We start from the raw sequence: 21,079 nt of genomic DNA on the forward strand, positions 1-21,079 counted from the left end.
AAGGGCGCTGTGTCAAATACGGGAAAGGCCGCGGTCCAGGTCGGTCTGGATGTCGGCAATGTGCTCCAGGCCCACCGCCACGCGGATCAGGCCCTGGCTCACGCCGGCCAGTTGGCGCTGCGCTTCGGTCAGGCGGCCGTGCGAGGTGCTGGCGGGGTGGGCCACCAGCGTTTTGGTGTCGCCCAGGTTGGTTGAAAGCGACAGCATCTGCATCTCGTCGAGTACGTGAAACGCGCGCTTGCGCCCCTCGTCGGCGTCGGCGGCTTTCACCTCAAACGACAACACCGCGCCGCCGCAGCCCGACTGCTGGGCCATGGCCAGCTCGTGCTGCGGGTGGCTGGTGAGGCCCGGGTAGTGAACGCGCGCAACCGCCGGGTGCGCCTGCAACCACTGCGCCAGCGCCAGTGCGCGGGCCGACTGCGCCTGCATGCGAATGTCTAGCGTCTCCAGCCCTTTGAGCACGACCCAGGCGTTGAAGGGTGCCAGCGTCATGCCGGCACTCTTCATGATGGGCAGAAAACTCTTGGTCACCAGCGCCTGGCTGGCGCACAAAGCGCCGGCCATGACGCGGCCCTGGCCGTCCAGGTATTTGGTGCCGGAGTGCATGACGATGTCGGCACCCAGCGCCATGGGGCGCTGCAGCGCGGGCGTGGCAAAACAGTTGTCCACGCACAGCAAAGCGCCGGCGTTGTGAGCCACATCGGCCAGCGCGCGGATGTCGCACACGTCGGTGAGCGGGTTGGTGGGGGTTTCGGCAAACAGCAGTTTGGTGCTGGGCCTGATGGCGTCTTTCCAGGCGTTCACGTCGGTTTGCGACACGAAGCTAGACTCAACGCCGAACTTGGCGAGGTCGGTGCCAATGAGCTTGATGGTGGAACCGAACATGGAGTGCGAGCAGATCACATGATCGCCAGCCTTGAGCAGACCCATGCACATCAGCAAGATGGCCGACATGCCCGAGGCGGTGGACATGCAGGCCTCGGCACCTTCGAGCGCGGCCAGGCGCTGCTCCAGGCTGGCCACCGTGGGGTTGCCGTAACGGCCGTAGGTGAAGCCCTCTTCGTCGCCGGCAAAGCGGCGTGCTGCAGCTTCGGCGCTGGGCTGCACGTAGCCACTGGTGAGGTAAAGCGCTTCGGAGTTTTCGCCGTATTGGCTGCGCTCTACCGCCGCGCGCACGGCCAGCGTGTCGCGGTGCAAGCCAGCGAACACGTCGTCAGATGCCGGTTTCTCTGTGTTCATATTCAAGCCGTTTTCAATAAAAGCGCACGCGCATCAGGCTGTCTGGGCATTGGGCAGGGCCAAGCGCGAGGTGTCTTCTTCGCCCTCTTCGCTCTGGTCGCGGCCCGCGTTCATGCGCGCGATGTCTTCCAGCGTGATGTCGCCGGTGACATACACACCGTCAAAACACGAGGCGTCAAAGCCGGCCAGTTTGGGGTTGAGCGAGGCAATGGCCTGCTTCATGGCGTCCACGTCCTGGTAAATCAGCGCATCACAGCCGATGCTGATGCGGATTTCGTCGACCGTGCGGTTGTGGGCCACCAGCTCGTCAGAAGTGGGCATGTCGATGCCGTAGACGTTGGGGTAGCGCACCGGTGGCGCGGCGCTGGCCAGGTACACCTTGCGCGCGCCAGCGTCGCGTGCCATTTGTACAATTTCGCGGCTGGTGGTGCCGCGCACGATGGAGTCGTCCACCAGCAGCACGTTGCGGCCTTTGAACTCACTGGCGATCACGTTGAGCTTCTGGCGCACCGACTTTTTGCGCACGCCCTGCCCCGGCATGATGAACGTGCGGCCCACATAGCGGTTCTTCACGAAACCTTCGCGGTAGGGCAGGCCCAGCAGTTGGGCCAGTTCCATCGCGCTGGGGCGTGAAGACTCGGGAATCGGAATCACCACGTCGATTTCACTGGGCGGCACGGTGGACACCACGCGCTTGGCCAGCGTCTCGCCCATGTTCAGGCGCGCCTGGTACACCGAAACGCCGTCTAGCACAGAGTCTGGCCGGGCCAGGTACACGTACTCAAACACGCAGGGGTTGTGGCTGGTCTTCTCGGCGCACTGCTCGAACTGCGTGTTGCCTTCCAGGTCCACAAACAGCGCCTCACCGGGCATCACATCACGGTCGAGTTCAAAGCCATTGCCTTCAAGGGTGACCGATTCGCTGGCCACCATCACGCCGGCAGGACTGCGCCCCACACACAGGGGACGGATGCCGAACGGATCGCGAAACGCCACCAAGCCATGCCCTGCAATCAGGGCAACGACCGCGTAAGAGCCGCGCACGCGCTGGTGCACGCCGCGCACGGCGGCAAACACGTCGGCGGGTTTCAGGGTGATGCCGCGCGTGACCTTCTCCAACTCGTGCGCCAGCACGTTGAGCAACACCTCGGAATCGCTGTCGGTGTTGATGTGGCGGTGGTCGGTCTGGAACAGCTCCTTTTTCAGCGCCTGGGCGTTGGTCAGGTTGCCGTTGTGCACCAGTACCAGGCCAAACGGCGCGTTCACGTAAAAAGGCTGTGCCTCTTCTTCGCTGTAAGCGTTGCCCGCAGTGGGGTAGCGCACCTGGCCCAGGCCGCAATTGCCCGGCAGCGCCCGCATGTTGCGGGTGCGAAACACATCGCGCACCATGCCTTTGGCCTTGTGCATGAAAAACTTGCGGCCCTGCTGGGTGACGATACCGGCAGCGTCCTGGCCGCGGTGCTGCAACAGCAGCAACGCGTCGTAAATCAGTTGATTAACCGGCGCCTGGCTGACCACGCCCACGATTCCACACATGTTTGATCCTTGACGAGAAACGAAAAATTCAGACGAAAACCACAGTCTGTATGCACTGTTCAGGGCAGGTAGCGGGCCACGGCATCGGGCAGCAAAGGCTTGACTTCATGCAATGTGGCCGAGAGCAGACCGGCACCGTGAGAAGCCTGCCATGCACCCTGCTGCAGCGGCGTCATGCTCACCACCACCGCCACGCCCAGCAACATCACGACGCCCCGCACCATGCCAAACACACCACCCAACACCCGGTCCACCGGGCGCAGGCCCACAGACTCCACCAATTTTTTAACCAACCAGGCCACCAGACCGCCGGCAAAGGCCGCCGCCATGAACACCACCGCAAAACCAGCCGCCAGCTGCAGCGGGGCTGAAAAACCATCCATCGGGAGCCACGCGGCTGCGTCACTGGCGTACGCCTGGGCCAGCACAAACGCAGCCACCCAGCCCGCCACAGAAATCACCTCGTACACCAGCCCGCGCCACAAACCCAACAGGGCCGAGAGCAACAGCACGGCCAGCAGGGCCCAGTCAATCCACAACATGGGCATCAGACCCGCGCGGCTGCGAAGGGCATCACAGCGTGAGAATGGCGGCAGGCAAGCCAAGCGCCTTCGCGCGCGCGGCGGCTTTTTCAGCCTCGGCTCGGGACGCAAAGGGCCCCAGCCGCACCCGAATGCGCTTGCCTTCAGGTGTTTCGGCCACATGGGTATAGGTCTTGAGGCCCGCGCGTTCCAGCGTCAGGCGCACTTCACGGGCCCTTGCGGCGTCAGCAAAGGCGCCCACCTGCACCACAATGCGCTCAGCCGATTCAACGGACCCGCCTTCCAGCAGCGCTTGGGCCCGCGCAGCTTCGGCGGCACTGGTTTTGGCGACATCGGGCGCCGGCGCTGCGGGCTTGGGCTCAGGCCCGGGTTTGGGCTCAGGCTGGGCGGGCGCCGCCGCAGAGCGCACGGTTTCCACCGCTTCTTCGCGGGCACTCAGGCTTTCGTTGGTGGTCACTCCAGCCGCTGCCGTGGCCACGGGTGGCTTGGTTTCGGTAGGTGCTGCTTGGCTGGTGGGTGACGTGGTTTTGGGTGCTTTGAGGGGTGCCACAGGGTTCTTGGCCGGAATTTCGATCGGAATGTCCACCGAAATCGGGCGCGGCTGGGTGTCAAACAACAGAGGGAAACCCAACACGCCCAACAAAACCAGCACCGCAGCCCCGATAAGGCGGTGGCGCGCTCGCCGGCGCACCGCCTCAATGCTTTGGGTCGGGTGTGTCGCCGAGTTGCCCTGAGAGCCTGAACGGGATTTGAACATTCGCGGTAGAGACCCTAACGCCATCAACGCCTGGCGCGGCCGGCCTCAGGAAACAAGGTGTTTGGCGGACATTCGAGGCACGCCGTCCTGCAAAACGCCGCCCACGGTAAAGAACGAACCGAAGACCACGATTCTATCAGCGGGGTCTGCCTGCGACACAGCGGCCCGCAGCGCATCCATCGGGCTGGCGTGGCAGCCAGCGACCCGGCTTTTGCCACCAGGCGCCGTGGCCGGGTGGCCGTTAAGCACCAGCGCCAGCGCGTCGGCTTTCATGGCACGCTCCAGCGGCAGGTCGGTCAGGTGCCAGTGGTCAACCAGCGGTGCAATACGCTCCAGCATGGCGGGCAGGTCTTTGTCGGCCATGGCGCCAAACACGGCGTGGGTGGTGGGGTAGTAGCCCATGGCGTCCAGGTTTTCGGTGAGCGCGGCCACCGAATGGGGGTTGTGGGCCACGTCCAATACCAGGGTGGGCGTGCCTGGCACGATCTGGAAGCGCCCCGGCAGCTCAACCAGCGCCAGCCCGTTGCGCACCGCCTGCGCCGTCACCGGCAGGCGCGAGCGCAGGGCCTCCACAGCCCCGAGCACACCCGAGGCGTTCACCAATTGGTTGGCGCCGCGCAGCGCGGGGTAAGCCAAGCCCGCATAACGCCGCCCGCCGTGCGACGGATGCATGGCCCAGCCCCACTGCTGCTGGTCGCCGGCAAAATGGAAGTCTTTGCCCAGCCGCCACAAGTTGGCACCCACTTCCAGCGCACGGTCCAGCACGCTTTGGGGTGGCACCGGGTCGCTCACCACCACCGGGCGCCCAGTGCGCATGATGCCGGCCTTCTCGTAGCCAATGGCCTCGCGGTCGTTGCCCAGCAGCGCCATATGGTCCAGCGCAATGCAGGTGATCACGGCGCAGTCGGTGTCGATGATGTTCACCGCGTCCAGCCGGCCACCCAGACCCACCTCCAGGATGGCGACGTCCAGCCCGCTGCGCGACAAGGTGCGCAAAATGGCCAGGGTGGTGAATTCAAAGTAGCTCAGGCTGACTTCTTCCTGGTCTGCGCCCTGCCCTTTGCGAGCCATTTCCACCTCGGCAAAAGCGGGCAACAGGTCTTGCGTGGCCACCGGCTCACCGGCAATGCGGCAACGCTCCTCAAAGTGCACCAGGTGCGGCGAGGTGTATACGCCGGTTCGGTAGCCTGACTGGGTGTACACCGCCTCCAGCATGGCGCAGGTAGAGCCTTTGCCGTTGGTGCCGGCCACAGTGATGACCGGGCATCCCATGGCCAGGCCCATGCGCTGGGCCACGCGCTGCACGCGCTCCAGCCCCATGTCGATGGTGACGGGGTGCAAGCGCTCGCAGTGGGCCAGCCACTCGGGCAGGGTCTGGGGATGGGAAGGCAGGTCGATGTTGAGCATGACCCGATTGTCCCATTGCGCCCGGTGCAGCCCAGGCATCAAGGACAATCGGCGCCATGACCACGATCTACGGCATCCCCAACTGCGACACCGTCAAAAAAGCCCGCACCTGGCTGACGGACCATGGCGTGGAACACCAGTTCCACGATTTCAAAAAACAAGGCGTACCCGAGGCAGCGCTGGACCAATGGCTGGCCGCGCTGGGCTGGGAGCCCCTGGTGAACCGCAAAGGCACCACCTGGCGCAAGCTGGACGAAACCACGCGCGCCGCCGTGGTGGACGTCGCCAGCGCACGGGCGCTCATGCTGGCGCAACCCAGCGTGATCAAGCGCCCGGTGGTGCGTTGGGCCGACGGCGTGACCGTGGGCTTTGACGCCGAGGCCTGGCAAAGACGGCGCTGAGCGGGAGACGCCCGGCCTAAAATCAAGGTTTTCGCCTCTTACATATTCTCCGCCCATGACCACCACCCACATCGACGGCGTGACCGTCACCACCCAGGCCAGCGTGTACTTTGACGGCAAGTGCGTCAGCCACGGCATCACCTACCCCGACGGCACGAAAAAATCGGTCGGCGTGGTGCTGCCCGCCGCGCTCACTTTCAACACCGGCGCGCCGGAAATCATGGAATGCGTGGCCGGCGGCTGCGAATACAAGCTGGCCGGCACCGACGCCTGGCTCAAGTCCGGCCCGGGCGACACGTTCGCCATTCCCGGCAACAGCAGCTTCGACATCCGAGTCACCGAGCCTTACCACTACATCTGCCACTTCGGGTAATCACAACATGGCCACCATTCTCCAAAACCTGCCCACCCAGCAGAAAGTCGGTATCGCCTTTTCCGGCGGCCTGGACACCTCCGCCGCCCTGCTGTGGATGAAGCAGAAGGGTGCGATCCCCTACGCGTACACCGCCAACCTGGGCCAGCCTGACGAGCCAGATTACGACGAGATCCCGCGCAAAGCCATGCAATACGGCGCCGAGCAGGCGCGCCTGATCGACTGCCGCACCCAGCTGGCGCACGAAGGCATTGCCGCGCTGCAGTGCGGCGCTTTTCACATCAGCACCGCTGGCGTGACCTACTTCAACACCACGCCGCTGGGCCGCGCCGTGACCGGCACCATGCTGGTGGCCGCGATGAAGGAAGACGACGTCCACATCTGGGGCGACGGCAGCACCTACAAGGGCAACGACATTGAGCGTTTCTACCGCTACGGCCTGCTCACCAACCCCAGCCTGAAGATCTACAAGCCCTGGCTGGACCAGCTGTTCATCGACGAACTGGGTGGCCGCGCCGAGATGAGCGCCTTCATGACGGCCAACGGCTTCGGCTACAAGATGAGCGCTGAAAAAGCCTACAGCACCGACAGCAACATGCTTGGCGCCACACACGAGGCGAAAGACCTGGAGCACCTGAACAGCGGCATCAGCATCGTCAACCCGATCATGGGCGTGGCGTTCTGGAAAGACGAGGTCGAAGTCAAGCGTGAGACCGTGACGGTGCGCTTTGAAGAAGGCCAGCCGGTCGCGCTGAACGGCCAGACCTTCGACTCGCCGGTGGACCTGATCCTGGAAGCCAACCGCATCGGTGGCCGGCACGGCCTGGGCATGAGCGACCAGATCGAGAACCGCATCATCGAGGCCAAGAGCCGCGGCATCTACGAAGCCCCCGGCCTGGCCTTGCTGCACATCGCCTACGAGCGCCTGGTCACCGGCATCCACAACGAAGACACCATCGAGCAGTACCGCATCAACGGCCTGAAACTCGGGCGCCTTCTCTACCAGGGCCGCTGGTTCGACCCGCAGTCCATCATGCTGCGCGAAACCGCCCAGCGCTGGGTGGCCCGCGCCATCACCGGCGAGGTGACCATCGAGCTGCGCCGTGGCAACGACTACTCGATCATGAACACCGAGAGCGCCAACCTGACCTACGCGCCCGAACGCCTGAGCATGGAAAAGGTGGAAGACGCGCCGTTCACGCCGCTGGACCGCATCGGCCAGCTCACCATGCGCAACCTAGACATCGTAGACACACGCGCCAAGCTGGGCATTTACGCCAAGAGCGGGTTGCTGTCGCTGGGCGAGGGCGCCAGCATGTTGCGCCTGGAAGGTGAAAAAGGCAGCACAGGCGGGTAAGCCGGCTAAAGCCCCATGAAAAAAGGCGCTCCACGGAGCGCCTTTATTTTGCTGGCGGCGAGGCTGGGCGTCAGATCACCACCGGCTCGGGCTCCAGCCGGATGCCAAAGCGTTCGTACACACTGGTCTGTATGGCCTTGGCCAGCGTCATCACCTCGCCGCCGGTGGCGCCACCCCGGTTCACCAGCACCAGCGCCTGGCGTTCAAACACCCCGGCGTTGCCCACGCTTTTGCCTTTCCAGCCGCAGGCATCAATGAGCCAGCCAGCGGCCAGCTTGATGCTGCCGTCGGGCATGGGGTAGTGCACCACCTTGGGGTCGCGGGCAATGATGTCGGCGCACTGCACTTCGTTCACCGTGGGGTTTTTGAAGAAGCTGCCGGCGTTGCCAATGACGGCCGGGTCGGGCAGCTTGGCGCGGCGAATGGCCACCACCCAGTCAAAAATCTGGCGCGCGTCGGGCGCTGCAATGCCGGTCTCGGCCATCTTGCGCTCCAGGTCCAGGTAGCCCAGCACCGGCTTCCAGGGCTTGGGCAACCAGAACCGCACCCGCGTGATCAGCGCACGCCCGGCCAGCCCCAGGCCTTTTTCCCCGGCTGGCGCGTGTTTGAACACCGAATCGCGGTAGCCAAAACCGCACTGCGCGGCGTCCAACGTGAATGTCTGGCCGGTGTGCAGGTCGATGGCGTCCAGCGAATGAAAGCGGTCTTGCAGCTCCACACCATAGGCCCCGATGTTTTGTACCGGCGAAGCCCCCACCGAGCCCGGAATGAGTGCCAGGTTTTCCAGGCCAGGCCAGCCCTGGTCGAGCGTCCAGGCCACAAAGGCGTGCCAGTTTTCGCCCGCCCCGCCTTCCACCAGCCAGCCTTTCGGAGTTTCTTCCACCAGTCGGCGCCCGGCGATCTCCACCTTCAGCACCAGCGGCTTCACGTCACCCGTGATCACCAGGTTGCTGCCGCCACCCAGCACAAACGGCGGCGCGGCGGCGGTGTTGGCGGCCCAGTCGGGGCTGGCCATGAGTTGCAGCAGGTTGGCTTCGCTGCGCACGCGCGCCAGGCGCTGCGCCCGGGCCACGATGCCAAAGGTGTTGTAGGGCTGGAGCGCCACGTTGTTCTCGACTAACATCCTTGGATTGTCTCACCCACGCTCTCTGGAATCCTCACCATGCCTTCTTTTGACACCGTTCTCGAAGCCGATTTCGTTGAAGTAAAAAATGCCGTTGAACAAGTGGCTCGCGAAATTGGCACACGCTTTGACTTCAAAGGCACCAGCGCCGCCGTCGAACTCAAAGACAAGGAAATCACCCTGTTCGGCGATGCCGACTTCCAGCTCCAACAGGTGGAAGAGGTGCTGCGCAACAAACTGGCCAAGCGCAGCGTAGATGTGCGTTTTCTGGAGGTCGGCAAAGTCGAAAAAATCGGCGGCGACAAGGTCAAGCAGGTGGTCAAGGTGCGCAACGGCATTGCGACCGAAGATGGCAAGAAAATTCAGCAGGCGCTCAAGGCCAGCAAACTCAAGGTACAGGGCGCCATTCAGGGTGACGCAGTGCGTGTGACGGGCGCCAAGCGCGACGATCTGCAAGCCGCCATGAATGTGATCAAGGGCGAGTTGAAAGACCTGCCGCTGTCTTTCAACAACTTCAGGGATTGACACGCCCCCCCGCCTTGCAAGGCCTGTTCCAAGACGACCTCGGTCAAGGCCCTTTATGCGCACATGGCTTCTTTGCTCCGCTCTGACTTTGGCTCTCGCTGCCGGTTCGTCGTTGGCGCAGTCGGTGGCACTTTCTGGGGTGGCGGGCTCCAAGGCGTTGCTGATCGTAGATGGTGCTGCGCCGAAGTTTTTAAGCCCAGGGCAGACGCACCAGGGCGTGAAGCTGCTGAACACCCAGGGCGAGAACGCTGTGATCGAAGTGGGTGGCCAGCGCCAGACGCTTCGGGTGGGTGAGGCGCCGGTGCATGTGGGGCGCAGCGCCGCGGGCGGGCGTGGCGCCGAGCGCATTGTGCTCACGGCAGACGGCCAGGGCCATTTCATGCCACAGGGGCAGATCAACGGGCGCGCGGTGCAGTTCATGGTGGACACAGGCGCCACCCTGGTCATCCTCAGCGAATCGGATGCCAAACGCATCAACCTGAACTACGAGCAGGGCCAGCGGGTTCGGGTCAGCACGGCCAACGGTGGCGCGGTGGGCTACCAGGTGCGGCTGGACTCGGTGAAGGTGGGTGACGCGCAGGTTTACGCGGTGCCCGCGATCGTGCTGCCCCAGGCCATGCCTTATGTGCTGCTGGGCAACAGCTTTCTCACCCGGTTTCAGATGCAGCGCAACAACGACCAGCTGACACTGGAGCGAAGGTACTGACGAAGCGCGCCGACGGCCTGTTCAGTCGGTTCTGTGTTTTCGTTTCAACCCGCCTGCGCCGCCGTCACCACAATTTCGATCTTCCAGGCCGGGTCGGCCAGAGCCGCTTGCACCGTGGCGCGTGGTGGCGCGGTCCCCGGCACCACCCAGGCGTCCCACACGGCGTTCATGGCAGCGATGTCGCTGATGTCACTCAGGTAGATTTGTGCGCGCAAGATGCGCGACTTGTCGCTCCCGGCTTCTTGCAGACGGGTCTGCACCTGGTCCAGCACGTCTTGCGTCTGGCCAGCCATATCGGCGTCGCCGCGCTCGGGCACCATGCCCGCAAGGTACACCAGGCCCTGGAAAACAGCGGCTTCGCTGTAGCGCGCCGCTACGCCATGGCGAACCAGTTCGTTGCTCATTTCTTTGCTCCGAGTTTGCTTTCTTTACCGGCCAGCAAACGGTTGATATTTTCGGCGTGGCGCCACACCAGCAGCACCCCCATGACGGCCAGGCTCAGCACCATCACACCCGGTGCGTTCCAGGCCACGCGGTCGCCAAACAGGTAAAAGGCTGGCGCAAACACGGCCGTGACGATGGACGCCAGCGACGAATAGCGGAAGAAGTACGCCACGATCACCCAGGTGAGCAACGCAGCCAGCCCCAGCCAGGGCTGAAAACCGATGATGACGCCGGCGGCCGTGGCCACACCCTTGCCGCCCTGAAAGCGGAAGAACACCGGAAACAGGTGTCCCAGAAACGCAGCCAAACCCACCAGTGCCACCGTGCCATCACCCAGGCCATAGGGTTCGCCCCACCCGGCCACCGCCACCACCGGCACCCAGCCCTTAAAGGCGTCCAGCAGCAGCGTGACCACGGCAGCGGCCTTGTTGCCCGAGCGCAGCACGTTGGTGGCCCCGGGGTTTTTGCTGCCGTAAGTGCGCGGGTCGTTCAGGCCCATGGAGCGGCTGACGAGCACCGCAAACGACAGCGAGCCGATCAAATAAGCGGCCACCGTGGCCAACAGGGGGTATGCGGATTCCAAAAAAACTCCTCGTGAGGTGTCGACTGGGCACAGCCAGGATGGCAGCTATTCTGCCAGCGCGCACTGCACCGGCTGGGCTCCCAGCGGGTCAGACAGCACCCCGGGATGGATGCCCACCAGAAAACCGCGCCGGCCGCCGTTGATCCAGATCGCCGGGAGCGTCAGCACCGACGCTTCGACCCACACCGGCATGCTGCGCTTGAGGGCGAACGGCGAGGTGCCGCCCACCAAATAGCCGCTGTGACGGTTGGCAACGTCGGGCTTGCAAGGCTCTACCGACTTGGCCCCGATCTGGCGCGCCAAGTTTTTGGTGGACACGGTGCGGTTGCCGTGCATGAGCACCGCCAGCGGTCGCGCCCGCTCGTCTTGCATGATCAGCGTCTTCACCACCGAAAACGGGTCGAGGCCCAACACGGCCGCGCTGTGCTGCGCACCGCCGTGCTCCAGGTAGTCGTAAGGGTGCTCGGTGAACGCCACGCCGTGCGCCTTAAGCCAGGCGGTGGCGGGGGTTTCAGAAATGTGGTTCTTTTTTGCCATGGACACAGTCAAGAGACGGTTCCGGCCCTGGAGGCCTTACGCGAAGCGAAGTGTCTTAACCAAGGATGCCGCGGAACTGGCTTTGCCAAGCCGCAGGCATCGCCCCTGAGGGGTGACGCCGCAGGCGGCGCGGGGGGATTCCTCTACTGCGCTGGATCGCGGCATTCCCACCGAATTTTGTCGATTTCGGTCAGCAACTCGGGGGACAGTTCGGCACCCCATGCGTCCAGGCATTCATCTAGCTGGGTCAGCGACGTCACACCAATGATGGTGCTCGCCACCCGCCAGTTGTTGTAGCAAAAAGCCAGCGCCAGCTGCGAAGGCGTGAGGCCGTGGTCGCGCGCCAGCGTGTTGTAGCGGCGGGCGGCGTCCAGCGCCTCCGGACGGCCCCAGCGCTGCTTGCGCATCGATTCATACAGCGACATGCGACCGGCGTCACCCACCAGGCCGGTGGCGTCGTATTTGCCGGTGAGCAAACCGAAGCCGAGTGGCGAATACGCCAGCAGCGACACACCCAGACGGTGGCAGGTCTCGTCCAGTCCGTTTTCGTAGCTGCGGTTGATCAGGCAATATGGGTTTTGCACCGTATCCACCCGTGGCAGGCCGTGCTGTTCGGCCAGGCGCACGAACTCGTGCACGCCATAAGGCGTTTCGTTGGACAGACCGATGGCCTTGACCTTGCCCGCCTTGACGAGCTCGGCCATGGCCTCCAATTGCTCGCGGATGGACGCACACGGCTTGTCTTTGCTGGGGTCAAAGTACAGCGCTCCAAACGCGGGCACATTGCGCGCTGGCCAGTGAATCTGGTAGAGGTCGATCACATCGGTCTGCAAGCGGCGCAGACTGCCTTCGCAAGCGTTGATGATTTCGGCCTTGGTGACGCCAGAGTTTTCACCCCGGATCCAGGGCATGCCGCGCGACGGCCCCGCCACTTTGGTGGCCAGCACCAGCTTGTCGCGCGCGCCCGGCGTTTTGGCAAACCAGTTGCCCAAAATGGTTTCGGTGGCGCCGCAGGTTTCGGCCCGGGCCGGCACCGAATACATCTCGGCGGCATCCAGGAAATTGACGCCTCGCTCCAGCGAGCGGTCCAGGATGCTGTGCGCGTGCGCCTCGGTGACCTGCTCGCCAAAGGTCATTGTTCCGAGACATATGGACGTTACCTGTAGCGCGCTAGAGCCAAGTGAAACAGTTTTCATGACATTATTTGTAAGTAAAAGTGGAAGACATTGGCAAATCACACCGACAAGGTATAAGTTTAGGTTGCATTGACGCAGAAGGATGGTCACGGCTGCAACAGCCCACAGACCCTGCACTGTGGCTTACATCTCGTGTCCACCACTGCGGCAATTTCTCGCAACAACCCCAACAGGAGCACTGAACATGCAACACAACAACACAACGATGCCCCGCGCCTTCACCGCTGCCGTTCTGGTGGCAGCCATCACACTCACCGGCTGTGCCAACATGACGGAGACCCAGCAAGGCACGGCCAAGGGCGCTGCCATTGGCGCCGCTGCGGGTGCCCTGCTTGGCGTGGCCACCGGTGGCTCCAAGCGGGCCGGCACGGGTGCCGTGATTGGGGCGGGCGCCGGCGCACTGGGCGGCTACATCTGGTCGCAAAAAATGCAAGCGCAAAAAGCCGCCATGGAACAAGCCACCGCAGGCACCGGCGTAGGCGTGACACAAACCGCCGACAACCGCCTGAAGCTGGACATTCCGGCCGACATCTCGTTTGACGTGGGCCGATCGGCCATCAAGTCCAACCTGGCCGGCGTGCTCAACCAGTTTGCCAACACGCTGAACGCCAACCCGGTGACCACCGTGGCCATCGTCGGGCACACCGACAGCACTGGCAGCGACGCCGTGAACAACCCCCTGTCGCTTGACCGCGCCAACAGCGCCCGCGACTACCTGATTGCCCGTGGCGTGGGTGTGGCGCGCTTCAGCACCGAAGGCCGTGGCTCGCGCGAACCCGTGGCCGACAACAGCACGGCTGAGGGCCGCGCCAAGAACCGCCGCGTGGAAATCTACGTGGCCGAACCCGCCGCAAAGTAAGCCCCCTCCGAGGGGTGATGGCCCCTTTGACGTGAGCCAACACAGGGACGCGCCGTCAGGCCCGTCCCTGTTGTGCTTTGTAGCGCTGCTCTTCTTGCAGACGCAAAACACGGCGCTGCACCTTGCCGGTGGTGGTCATGGGCAAAGCGTTCACGAATTCGATTTCTTTCGGGTATTCATAAGGGGCCAGCTTGCCCTTCACGTGGGCCTGCAGCTCGGCGGTCAAGCGCTGCTCAAAGGCGGCATCTCCCGCCGAGCGTCCGGGCTGCGCGGCCAGATATTCCTGCGCCAATACCACATAGGCTTTCACCACCGCACCCCGCTCGGCGTCGGGCTTGGGCACCGCCGCGGCATTGGCCACAGCCGGGTGCTTCACCAGGCAGTTCTCAATTTCGCTCGGGCCAATGCGGTAGCCCGCTGCTTTGAACACATCGTCCGCACGGCCCTGGTACCAAAGGTAGCCGTCGGCGTCTCGCACCGCCATATCGCCGGTGCGGCACCAGCTGCTGGCCGGGTCGCCGGTGAACTTGGCGCGGGTCGATGCCTCGTTTTTCCAGTAGCCCAAAAAGAAAATGGGGTCGGGCTGGCCGTGCACATCGAGCCGGTGCACCGCCACATCGCCTGGCACGCCCACCGGGCATTCATTGCCTTCATCGTCGATCACGGCCACCCGGTGTCCGGGGTAGCCTTTGCCCATGCTGCCGGCGCGTGCAGGCCACAAACGGGCGCAGTTGCCCACGATGTAGTTGATCTCGGTCTGACCGAACATTTCATTGACCGTCACGCCCAACTGTTGCTGGCAGTAGGCAAACACCGCGTCGCCCACCGCCTCACCCGCACTCATCAGGCCTTCTAGCCGCAGGTGGAAATGGTCTTGCGGTGCGGGAAAGGCTTTCATCATGGCCTTGAGCGCTGTGGGAAACAAAAAGCTGTGCGTCACCTGGTGGCGCTCCAGCAATTCAAACGCCGTTTGCGGGCTGAAGCGGCCGTTGAAACCCACGATGGGTCGGCCGAAATACAGCGTGGGCAAGAGCGCGTCCATCAGCCCACCGGTCCAGGCCCAGTCGGCCGGAGACCAGAACACCGCGTTCGAGGGCTTTGCCGCGTCAAACGGGTCGAAACCAAACCAATTCTGACTGCACACGAAACCCGTCAAGTTGCCAATCAGCGCACGGTGCGGAATCAGCGCACCCTTGGGATTGCCGGTGGTGCCGCTGGTGTAGATGAGCACGGCGGCTTCGTCCGCCAGGGTGGCCACCGGGTGAAAATCGGCCGGCGCCTGGGACAGCACCGCTGCCCAGTCCAGCGCCCGGCCGTGTTGCGCTGGCGTATCCACCGCCATCAGGGTGTGCAGCAGCGGGCAGTGGGCGCTGACCGACTGCACCGCCGCCAAAGTGCTGGCATCGCAAATGGCGGCAACAGCTTCGCTGTCTTGCAAACGAAACTCCAACGCTTCGGGACCAAACAGCTGAGACAGCGGCATGCCCACAGCCCCCATTTGCAGCACGGCCATGTAAGCCACAGCGGTCTCAAAACGCTGCGGCATGACGATGGCCACCCGGTCGCCCCGTTGCACACCCAGCGCAGCCAGCGCGTTGGACAAGCGGTTGGCCTGGTCTTGCAATTCGGCGTAGCTGTGGTGGCGATCGGGCTGGTCGGGTGTGCAGGCGATCACCGCGGTTTGCGCAGCTTGGGCAGGGTCGGCGGCCCAGCGCCGGGCGCACACCTCGGCCATATTGAAGCGCTCGGGCACCTGCCAGCGAAACTGGCTGTGCAGGGCTTCGTAGCCGTCCAACCCGGCTGGCCCCGAGGCCTTGCGAACAGCTGTGCGCGGTGGGGTCTTGTCTCGGCGTTGACTCCGGCTCATGGCCTGTCTCCATCTCGTTCTCTATGATCCACTGAATGTACCAAGCCCTGAAAGCCTCGCGCAGCGAATTCGTCCCCATTCGCAACCTGAACTATCACGTGCGCGTCTGGGGCGAGCCCGACCCTGACCGGGCGCCGCTGGTGCTGGTGCATGGGTGGATGGACGTGGCCGCTTCCTGGCAGTTCATGGTGGACGCGCTGGCGCAGCAGCGCTGGATCGTGGCGCCCGACTGGCGGGGTTTTGGCCTGACCCGCGCTGCAGGCCCTGCGCCCGACAGCTATTGGTTCCCCGACTACCTGGCCGACCTGGACGCCCTGCTCGACCACTACGCCCCAGAGCAGCCGGTGGACCTGGTGGGCCACAGCATGGGCGGCAACGTGGTGATGGTGTACGCCGGGGTGCGACCTCAGCGTATTCGCCGGCTGGTGAACCTGGAAGGCTTTGGCATGCCGGCCACCCGGCCCGCCCAGGCGCCCGGGCGCTACGCCCAGTGGATGGACGAAGTAAAGGCGTTGCACCGGGGCGAACAGGCGCTGAAAGCCTACGACTCGCCCGAAGCCGTGGCCCGCCGGCTCATGAAAACCAACCCGCGCCTGGCGCCAGACAAAGCCGACTGGCTGGCCCGCCAGTGGGCTGCGCCCAACGCCCAGGGGCAATGGGAAATTTTGGGCGATGCCGCGCACAAGGTGGTGAGCGCCTACCTGTACCGGGTGGACGAGGCGCTGGAGGTGTACCGGCGCATCAGCGCACCGGTGCTGTCGGTCACGGCCAGCGACGACAGCCTGAGCCAGTGGTGGAAAGGCCGCTTCACACTGGCCGAACACCACGAACGCCTGCGCGCCGTGCCGCGCCTGGACAACGCGGTGGTGGCAGACGCGGGCCACATGCTGCACCACGACCAGCCCCAGTTGCTGGCGCAAACCATCGAACACTTTCTGGCCCGGGTGGACTTGGACTGAAGCCAGCCCCAGAAGGGCATCTGGTGTGTCGGATGTGCTCGGTGGAGCCTCGCCCGGCAGGGCTCGGCGCTGCCGTTGGCCAGACGTGAGAAAATCGCTCTTTCGGTCGTTGCTGTGCAGCACGGCCAGCCCCCTATTTTCAGCACCCCATATATTCAAGGATCCCCCATGGAAGCCGAACGCAGCAACGCCATCCGAAGCCAACTCGAAGACCTGACCACGCGCGTAGCCGAGTTACGGAGGTATCTTTGACTACGATGCCAAAGCATCGAAACTGAAAGAAGTCGAGTCGGCGCTGGAAGACCCCACCGTCTGGAACGACCCCAAACGCGCCCAGGACCTGGGCCGGGAGAAAAAGTCGCTGGAAGACGTGGTGTTGGTCCTTGACCGCCTCACCAACGAGCTGTCTGATAACACCGAGCTGTTCGAAATGTCGAACGAAGACGGTGACGACGCTGGCTTGATCACCATTGAAGGCGAGGCCGCCAAGGTGGCAGCCGAGGTGGAAAAGCTCGAGTTCCGCCGCATGTTCAGCAACCCGGCCGATCCGTTGAACTGCTTCCTGGACATTCAGGCCGGCGCCGGTGGCACCGAAGCCTGCGACTGGGCCAGCATGCTGCTGCGCCAGTACCTGCGCTATGCAGAGCGCAAGGGCTTCAAGACCACGATTGAAGACGAAACTGCGGGCGACACCGCGGGCATCAAGGGCGCCACGATCAAGATCGAAGGCGAGTACGCCTTTGGCCTGCTGCGCACCGAAACCGGCGTGCACCGCCTGGTGCGCAAGAGCCCGTTCGACTCGTCGGGTGGACGGCACACCTCGTTTGCCTCGGTATTCGTGTACCCGGAAATTGATGATTCGATCGAGATCAACATCAACCCGGCCGACGTGCGCACCGACACCTACCGCGCTTCGGGCGCGGGTGGTCAGCACATCAACAAGACCGATTCGGCCGTGCGCCTGACGCACATTCCCACCGGTATCGTGGTGCAGTGCCAAGATGGCCGCAGCCAGCACGGCAACCGCGATGTGGCCTGGAAGCGCCTGCGATCCAAGCTGTACGACTTTGAGTTGCGCAAGCAGCAAGAAGAGCAGCAAAAGCTGGAAGACACCAAGACCGATGTGGGCTGGGGCCACCAGATCCGCAGTTATGTGCTGGACAACAGCCGCATCAAGGACCTGCGCACCAACGTGGAAATTTCGGCCACCCAAAAAGTGCTGGACGGCGACCTGGACGCCTTCATCGAAGCCTCGCTGAAGCAAGGCGTTTAATGGTTCAGGCCCTGATCTTCGACATGGACGGCACCATGATCGATTCCATGCCCTCGCATCAGCGCAGCTGGGTAGAGTTCACGCGCCGCCGGGGGCTGAGCATCGACGTGCCTGAACTCATGCGCCGCACCACCGGGCGCACGGGTGTGGAATGCATGCGCCAGCTGTTTGGGCAAGACCTGCCCGAAGATCGAGCCATCACCTTTGTGGCCGACAAAGAAGCCGTTTACCGTGAGCTGTTCGCGCCCGTGTTCAGCGAAGTCGCTGGCTTCAAGGCCTTTTTGGTGCAGGCCCAGGCACGCGGCCTGGCGGTGGGCGTGGGCACCGCAGGCGACCGCCACAACCAGGCCTTTGCCTACCAACACTTGGCCTTGGGCCAGACGCTGCCCACCGTGGGTGGCGACGAAGGCCTGCCCGGTAAACCCGAGCCTGCCATTTTTCTGGAAGTAGCGCGGCGCCTGGGCGTGGCGCCCGAGCGCTGCATCGTGTTTGAAGACGCCCCCCTGGGCATTGAAGCGGCACGGCGTGCCGGCATGCGCGCGGTGGCCATTTGCAGTTCACACACAGCCGACGAACTGGACGGGGCCCACGTGCTGGCCCGCGTTCCCGACTACCACGCACTGATCACATCCCGTTTCCTGGAGACCCACCATGTCCCTTCTGCGTGAGGCCAATGGCCCAACCACGGTGATCCGCCGCGAAGACTACGCCGCCCCCGCCTACTGGATCGACACGGTCGAGCTGAGCTTTGACCTGGACCCGGCCAAAACTCGGGTGCTCAACAAAATGCGCCTGCGCCGTAACACCGACGTGGCCGCGCAAGCGCTGCGCCTGGACGGCGAAGAACTGAACCTGGCCCGCGTGCTGGTCAACGGGGCCGGCTGCTCGTTCAAGATGGAGGGCCACCAGCTGGTGCTGGAAAACCTGCCCGAAGGCGATGCGCCCTTTGACCTGGAAATTTTTACCACCTGCGAACCCGACAAGAACACGCAGTTGATGGGCTTGTACGTAAGCCAGGGCACGTTTTTCACGCAATGCGAAGCCGAGGGGTTCCGACGCATCACGTATTTTCTGGACCGCCCGGACGTGATGGCCAGCTACACCGTGACGCTGCGCGCCGACAAAAAACGCTACCCGGTGCTGCTGTCCAACGGCAACCTGGTGGAAGAAGGTGTGCTGCCCGACGGCCGGCACTTTGCCAAATGGGTTGATCCGCACAAAAAACCCTGCTACCTGTTTGCTCTGGTGGCCGGGCAGTTGGTGGCTCGCGAGCAGCGCATCGTGGCGCGCAATGGCAACGAGCATCTGCTGCAGGTGTATGTGCGCCCCGGCGACATGGACAAGACCGAGCATGCGATGAACTCGCTGATCGCCAGCGTGGTGTGGGACGAAGCGCGCTTTGGCCTGCCGCTCGACCTGGAGCGCTTCATGATCGTCGCCACGGCCGACTTCAACATGGGCGCCATGGAGAACAAGGGCCTGAACATCTTCAACACCAAGTACGTGCTCGCCAACAGCGCCACTGCCACCGACACCGACTTCGCCAACATCGAATCGGTGGTGGGCCACGAGTACTTCCACAACTGGACCGGCAACCGCATCACCTGCCGCGACTGGTTCCAGCTGTCGCTGAAAGAAGGCCTGACCGTTTTTCGCGACCAGGAATTCAGCATGGACCTGTGCGCCGAAGCGTCGGCACGCGCGGTCAAGCGCATTGAAGATGTGCGCGTGCTGCGCACCGCACAATTCCCCGAAGACGCCGGCCCCATGGCCCACCCGGTGCGGCCCGACAGCTACGTCGAGATCAACAACTTCTACACCGTCACCATCTACGAAAAAGGTGCCGAGGTCGTGCGCATGATGCAGACCTTGGTGGGGCGCGCCGGTTTCGCGGCCGGCATGAAGCTCTACTTTGCCCGCCACGACGGCCAGGCCGTCACCTGCGACGACTTCGCCCAGGCCATGGCCGATGCCAACCCGCAGTCGGACCTGGCGCGGCTGCTGCCCCAGTTCAAGCGCTGGTACAGCCAGGCCGGCACGCCACATCTGCATGCCGAAGGCGTTTTTGACGCCGCAACGCGCAGCTACACGCTCACGCTCACACAGCGCTGCGACCCCTCGCCCGCCCAGCCGGCCAAGCAACCGTTTGTCATTCCCGTGGCCCTGGGTCTGCTGGACGCCAACGGCACCGAACTGCCCCTGCAACTGGCCCATTGGGGCCAGCCCGAAGCTGGCACCCGCACCTTTGTACTGACCGAGGCCAGCGAGAGCTTCACCTTTGTGAACGTCGACAGCGAGCCGGTGCCCTCCATACTGCGCGGCTTCTCGGCCCCGGTGGTGCTGGAGGTGGACTACACAGACGCCCAATTGCTGGGCCTGTTGGCATTTGATACCGATGCGTTCAACCGCTGGGAAGCCGGCCAGCGCCTGGCACTGCGCCTTGCACTGAACGCCATCCGCACGCAAGGTCCGGTGCCGAACGCCCCCCTGGACGCTGCCTACCTAGCCGCCATGCGCGCCGTGCTTCGCCACCCGGCACTGGACGCCGCGTTCAAAGAACTCGTGCTCACTCTGCCCAGCGAAAGCTACATCGCCGAACAACTGGACGTGGTCGACCCCCAGCGCATCCACGCCGTGCGCGAAGCCATGCGCGAACAGCTCGCGCATGGCCTGCACGATGACTGGGTCTGGGCGTACGAAGCCCACAAAGACAACGGAGCCTACAGCCCCGACCCGCTGGGCACCGGCCGCCGCGCGCTGGCGGGTATGGCACTCACCATGCTCTGCTTGGCGGCACGCAGCAACGGCAACCCAGTGTGGCCTGGCAAGGCCTACCAGCGCTTCAAAGACGCTGGCAACATGACCGACCGCTTCAACGCCCTCTCAGCACTGGTCGTCAGCGGCCAGCCGCTGGCACCCGACGCGCTGAACCGCTTCCACAGCATGTTCCGCAGCGAAGCGCTGGTGATCGACAAGTGGTTTGCCCTGCAAGCTGGCGCACCCGACCGCAGTGGCAACGTGTTGCCCGCTGTGCGCCAACTGCTCGTCCACCCCGACTTCAATCTGCGCAACCCCAACCGCGCCCGCAGTGTCATCTTCAGCTACTGCAGCGCCAACCCGGGTGGTTTTCACCGCGCCGATGCAGCGGGCTACGTGTTCTGGAGCGAGCGGGTCATCGAGCTTGACGGCTTCAACCCGCAAGTTGCCGCGCGCCTGGCGCGTGCGCTCGACCGCTGGAAAAAGCTCGCCGAGCCCTACCGCAGCGCTGCGCGCGAAGCCATTGCCCGCGTTGCAGCCAAACCCGACCTGAGCAACGACGTGCGCGAAGTCGTCACACGCTCCCTGGCCGACTGAGCTTTTTTACAGCTTGCCAAGCGCTGCAAACAGCTTTCACC

Annotated in this window: 21 protein-coding genes; 10 read left to right on the plus strand and 11 right to left on the minus strand. The window is 64.0% G+C overall.

The window, feature by feature from the left end:
• Positions 1-12 precede the first annotated feature (12 nt).
• From ACTG4K_RS02890 to folC, 5 genes are read right to left on the minus strand one after another with little or no spacing between them, the layout of a single operon-like run.
• Positions 13-1,239, minus strand: a complete 1,227-nt coding sequence (locus tag ACTG4K_RS02890; protein ID WP_439112699.1) for an O-succinylhomoserine sulfhydrylase — start codon at positions 1,237-1,239, stop codon at positions 13-15.
• A 33-nt stretch (positions 1,240-1,272) separates the two neighbouring features.
• A complete protein-coding gene (purF, locus tag ACTG4K_RS02895; RefSeq protein WP_439112700.1) occupies positions 1,273-2,775 on the minus strand; it encodes an amidophosphoribosyltransferase in 1,503 nt (500 codons plus the stop codon).
• Between the two features lie 59 nt (positions 2,776-2,834).
• Positions 2,835-3,317, minus strand: coding sequence for a CvpA family protein (locus ACTG4K_RS02900; protein ID WP_439112701.1), 483 nt, complete (start codon positions 3,315-3,317; stop codon positions 2,835-2,837).
• A 31-nt stretch (positions 3,318-3,348) separates the two neighbouring features.
• On the minus strand, positions 3,349-4,074 hold the full coding sequence (locus tag ACTG4K_RS02905; RefSeq protein WP_439112702.1) for an SPOR domain-containing protein: 726 nt from the start codon (positions 4,072-4,074) through the stop codon (positions 3,349-3,351).
• Positions 4,075-4,119: 45 nt separating this feature from the next.
• Positions 4,120-5,481 (minus strand): bifunctional tetrahydrofolate synthase/dihydrofolate synthase, encoded by a 1,362-nt coding sequence (folC, locus tag ACTG4K_RS02910; protein WP_439112703.1) that lies wholly within the window; start codon positions 5,479-5,481, stop codon positions 4,120-4,122.
• Positions 5,482-5,537: 56 nt separating this feature from the next.
• On the opposite strand from folC, the gene ACTG4K_RS02915 reads away from it, so the two are divergent.
• Genes ACTG4K_RS02915 through argG form a run of 3 tightly spaced genes read left to right on the plus strand, consistent with a single transcriptional unit; the run spans position 5,538 to position 7,612 of the window.
• Positions 5,538-5,882, plus strand: coding sequence for an ArsC family reductase (locus tag ACTG4K_RS02915; RefSeq protein ID WP_439112704.1), 345 nt, complete (start codon positions 5,538-5,540; stop codon positions 5,880-5,882).
• A 55-nt stretch (positions 5,883-5,937) separates the two neighbouring features.
• Complete coding sequence (locus tag ACTG4K_RS02920) at positions 5,938-6,255, plus strand: pyrimidine/purine nucleoside phosphorylase (protein ID WP_439112705.1); 318 nt, start codon at positions 5,938-5,940, stop codon at positions 6,253-6,255.
• A gap of 7 nt (positions 6,256-6,262) precedes the next feature.
• Entirely contained in the window at positions 6,263-7,612 is a 1,350-nt protein-coding gene (gene argG / locus ACTG4K_RS02925) for an argininosuccinate synthase (protein ID WP_439112706.1), read from the plus strand.
• 70 nt (positions 7,613-7,682) lie between these two features.
• On the opposite strand, the gene murB is transcribed toward argG, so the two are convergent.
• On the minus strand, positions 7,683-8,735 hold the full coding sequence (murB, locus tag ACTG4K_RS02930) for a UDP-N-acetylmuramate dehydrogenase (RefSeq protein ID WP_439112707.1): 1,053 nt from the start codon (positions 8,733-8,735) through the stop codon (positions 7,683-7,685).
• Between the two features lie 39 nt (positions 8,736-8,774).
• Between murB and ACTG4K_RS02935 the strand changes: the two genes are divergently transcribed.
• Together ACTG4K_RS02935 and ACTG4K_RS02940 are read left to right on the plus strand one after the other, a co-directional pair.
• Positions 8,775-9,260, plus strand: coding sequence for a YajQ family cyclic di-GMP-binding protein (locus tag ACTG4K_RS02935; protein ID WP_439112708.1), 486 nt, complete (start codon positions 8,775-8,777; stop codon positions 9,258-9,260).
• 88 nt (positions 9,261-9,348) lie between these two features.
• Positions 9,349-9,966: a retropepsin-like aspartic protease family protein gene (locus ACTG4K_RS02940; RefSeq protein WP_439112709.1), complete on the plus strand. Its 618-nt coding sequence runs from the start codon at positions 9,349-9,351 to the stop codon at positions 9,964-9,966.
• Positions 9,967-10,010: 44 nt separating this feature from the next.
• Here ACTG4K_RS02940 and ACTG4K_RS02945 read toward each other — a convergent pair whose 3' ends face one another.
• The 4 genes from ACTG4K_RS02945 to ACTG4K_RS02960 form a co-directional block, all read right to left on the minus strand.
• Positions 10,011-10,370, minus strand: coding sequence for a RidA family protein (locus ACTG4K_RS02945; protein ID WP_439112710.1), 360 nt, complete (start codon positions 10,368-10,370; stop codon positions 10,011-10,013).
• Complete coding sequence (gene plsY / locus ACTG4K_RS02950; protein WP_439112711.1) at positions 10,367-10,993, minus strand: glycerol-3-phosphate 1-O-acyltransferase PlsY; 627 nt, start codon at positions 10,991-10,993, stop codon at positions 10,367-10,369. The genes ACTG4K_RS02945 and plsY overlap by 4 nt, the downstream gene beginning before the upstream one ends.
• A 45-nt stretch (positions 10,994-11,038) precedes the next feature.
• Positions 11,039-11,530 (minus strand): aminoacyl-tRNA deacylase, encoded by a 492-nt coding sequence (locus ACTG4K_RS02955; protein ID WP_439112712.1) that lies wholly within the window; start codon positions 11,528-11,530, stop codon positions 11,039-11,041.
• 143 nt (positions 11,531-11,673) lie between these two features.
• Entirely contained in the window at positions 11,674-12,726 is a 1,053-nt protein-coding gene (locus ACTG4K_RS02960) for an aldo/keto reductase (protein WP_439112713.1), read from the minus strand.
• A 184-nt stretch (positions 12,727-12,910) separates the two neighbouring features.
• On the opposite strand from ACTG4K_RS02960, the gene ACTG4K_RS02965 reads away from it, so the two are divergent.
• Positions 12,911-13,585: an OmpA family protein gene (locus tag ACTG4K_RS02965; protein WP_439112714.1), complete on the plus strand. Its 675-nt coding sequence runs from the start codon at positions 12,911-12,913 to the stop codon at positions 13,583-13,585.
• Between the two features lie 55 nt (positions 13,586-13,640).
• Here the strand turns inward: ACTG4K_RS02965 and ACTG4K_RS02970 are convergent, their stop codons facing one another.
• Complete coding sequence (locus tag ACTG4K_RS02970; protein ID WP_439112715.1) at positions 13,641-15,452, minus strand: acyl-CoA synthetase; 1,812 nt, start codon at positions 15,450-15,452, stop codon at positions 13,641-13,643.
• A 35-nt stretch (positions 15,453-15,487) separates the two neighbouring features.
• Here ACTG4K_RS02970 and ACTG4K_RS02975 point away from each other — a divergent pair, with 35 nt between their 5' ends.
• The 4 genes from ACTG4K_RS02975 to pepN all read left to right on the plus strand — a co-directional run bounded on the left by ACTG4K_RS02975 (position 15,488) and on the right by pepN (position 21,038).
• Complete coding sequence (locus ACTG4K_RS02975; RefSeq protein ID WP_439112716.1) at positions 15,488-16,411, plus strand: alpha/beta fold hydrolase; 924 nt, start codon at positions 15,488-15,490, stop codon at positions 16,409-16,411.
• Positions 16,412-16,579: 168 nt separating this feature from the next.
• Positions 16,580-17,684, plus strand: a protein-coding gene (prfB, locus tag ACTG4K_RS02980) for a peptide chain release factor 2 (protein WP_439112717.1) whose coding sequence is annotated in 2 segments (ribosomal slippage) — positions 16,580-16,660 and positions 16,662-17,684 — 1,104 coding nt in all. Because the reading frame shifts where the segments join, the coding sequence is not laid out codon by codon here.
• A complete protein-coding gene (locus tag ACTG4K_RS02985) occupies positions 17,684-18,352 on the plus strand; it encodes an HAD family hydrolase (protein ID WP_439112718.1) in 669 nt (222 codons plus the stop codon). Before prfB ends, ACTG4K_RS02985 begins: the two co-directional genes overlap by 1 nt.
• Positions 18,336-21,038: an aminopeptidase N gene (pepN, locus tag ACTG4K_RS02990; protein ID WP_439112719.1), complete on the plus strand. Its 2,703-nt coding sequence runs from the start codon at positions 18,336-18,338 to the stop codon at positions 21,036-21,038. The genes ACTG4K_RS02985 and pepN overlap by 17 nt, the downstream gene beginning before the upstream one ends.
• Positions 21,039-21,079 lie beyond the last annotated feature (41 nt).

Origin of the sequence: Hydrogenophaga sp. (assembly GCF_965657535.1) — a bacterium.
In the GTDB taxonomy this organism is placed as follows: Bacteria; Pseudomonadota; Gammaproteobacteria; order Burkholderiales; family Burkholderiaceae_C; genus Hydrogenophaga.

What these genes read in the sequence shown, in the direction of transcription:
- ACTG4K_RS02890 (WP_439112699.1), bottom strand. Translation starts at nt 1,239, where the DNA reads ATGAACACAGAGAAACCGGCATCTGACGACGTGTTCGCTGGCTTGCAC.
- purF (WP_439112700.1), bottom strand. Translation starts at nt 2,775, where the DNA reads ATGTGTGGAATCGTGGGCGTGGTCAGCCAGGCGCCGGTTAATCAACTG.
- ACTG4K_RS02900 (WP_439112701.1), bottom strand. Translation starts at nt 3,317, where the DNA reads ATGTTGTGGATTGACTGGGCCCTGCTGGCCGTGCTGTTGCTCTCGGCC.
- ACTG4K_RS02905 (WP_439112702.1), bottom strand. Translation starts at nt 4,074, where the DNA reads ATGTTCAAATCCCGTTCAGGCTCTCAGGGCAACTCGGCGACACACCCG.
- folC (WP_439112703.1), bottom strand. Translation starts at nt 5,481, where the DNA reads ATGCTCAACATCGACCTGCCTTCCCATCCCCAGACCCTGCCCGAGTGG.
- ACTG4K_RS02915 (WP_439112704.1), top strand. Translation starts at nt 5,538, where the DNA reads ATGACCACGATCTACGGCATCCCCAACTGCGACACCGTCAAAAAAGCC.
- ACTG4K_RS02920 (WP_439112705.1), top strand. Translation starts at nt 5,938, where the DNA reads ATGACCACCACCCACATCGACGGCGTGACCGTCACCACCCAGGCCAGC.
- argG (WP_439112706.1), top strand. Translation starts at nt 6,263, where the DNA reads ATGGCCACCATTCTCCAAAACCTGCCCACCCAGCAGAAAGTCGGTATC.
- murB (WP_439112707.1), bottom strand. Translation starts at nt 8,735, where the DNA reads ATGTTAGTCGAGAACAACGTGGCGCTCCAGCCCTACAACACCTTTGGC.
- ACTG4K_RS02935 (WP_439112708.1), top strand. Translation starts at nt 8,775, where the DNA reads ATGCCTTCTTTTGACACCGTTCTCGAAGCCGATTTCGTTGAAGTAAAA.
- ACTG4K_RS02945 (WP_439112710.1), bottom strand. Translation starts at nt 10,370, where the DNA reads ATGAGCAACGAACTGGTTCGCCATGGCGTAGCGGCGCGCTACAGCGAA.
- ACTG4K_RS02955 (WP_439112712.1), bottom strand. Translation starts at nt 11,530, where the DNA reads ATGGCAAAAAAGAACCACATTTCTGAAACCCCCGCCACCGCCTGGCTT.
- ACTG4K_RS02960 (WP_439112713.1), bottom strand. Translation starts at nt 12,726, where the DNA reads ATGAAAACTGTTTCACTTGGCTCTAGCGCGCTACAGGTAACGTCCATA.
- ACTG4K_RS02965 (WP_439112714.1), top strand. Translation starts at nt 12,911, where the DNA reads ATGCAACACAACAACACAACGATGCCCCGCGCCTTCACCGCTGCCGTT.
- ACTG4K_RS02970 (WP_439112715.1), bottom strand. Translation starts at nt 15,452, where the DNA reads ATGAGCCGGAGTCAACGCCGAGACAAGACCCCACCGCGCACAGCTGTT.
- ACTG4K_RS02975 (WP_439112716.1), top strand. Translation starts at nt 15,488, where the DNA reads ATGTACCAAGCCCTGAAAGCCTCGCGCAGCGAATTCGTCCCCATTCGC.
- ACTG4K_RS02985 (WP_439112718.1), top strand. Translation starts at nt 17,684, where the DNA reads ATGGTTCAGGCCCTGATCTTCGACATGGACGGCACCATGATCGATTCC.
- pepN (WP_439112719.1), top strand. Translation starts at nt 18,336, where the DNA reads ATGTCCCTTCTGCGTGAGGCCAATGGCCCAACCACGGTGATCCGCCGC.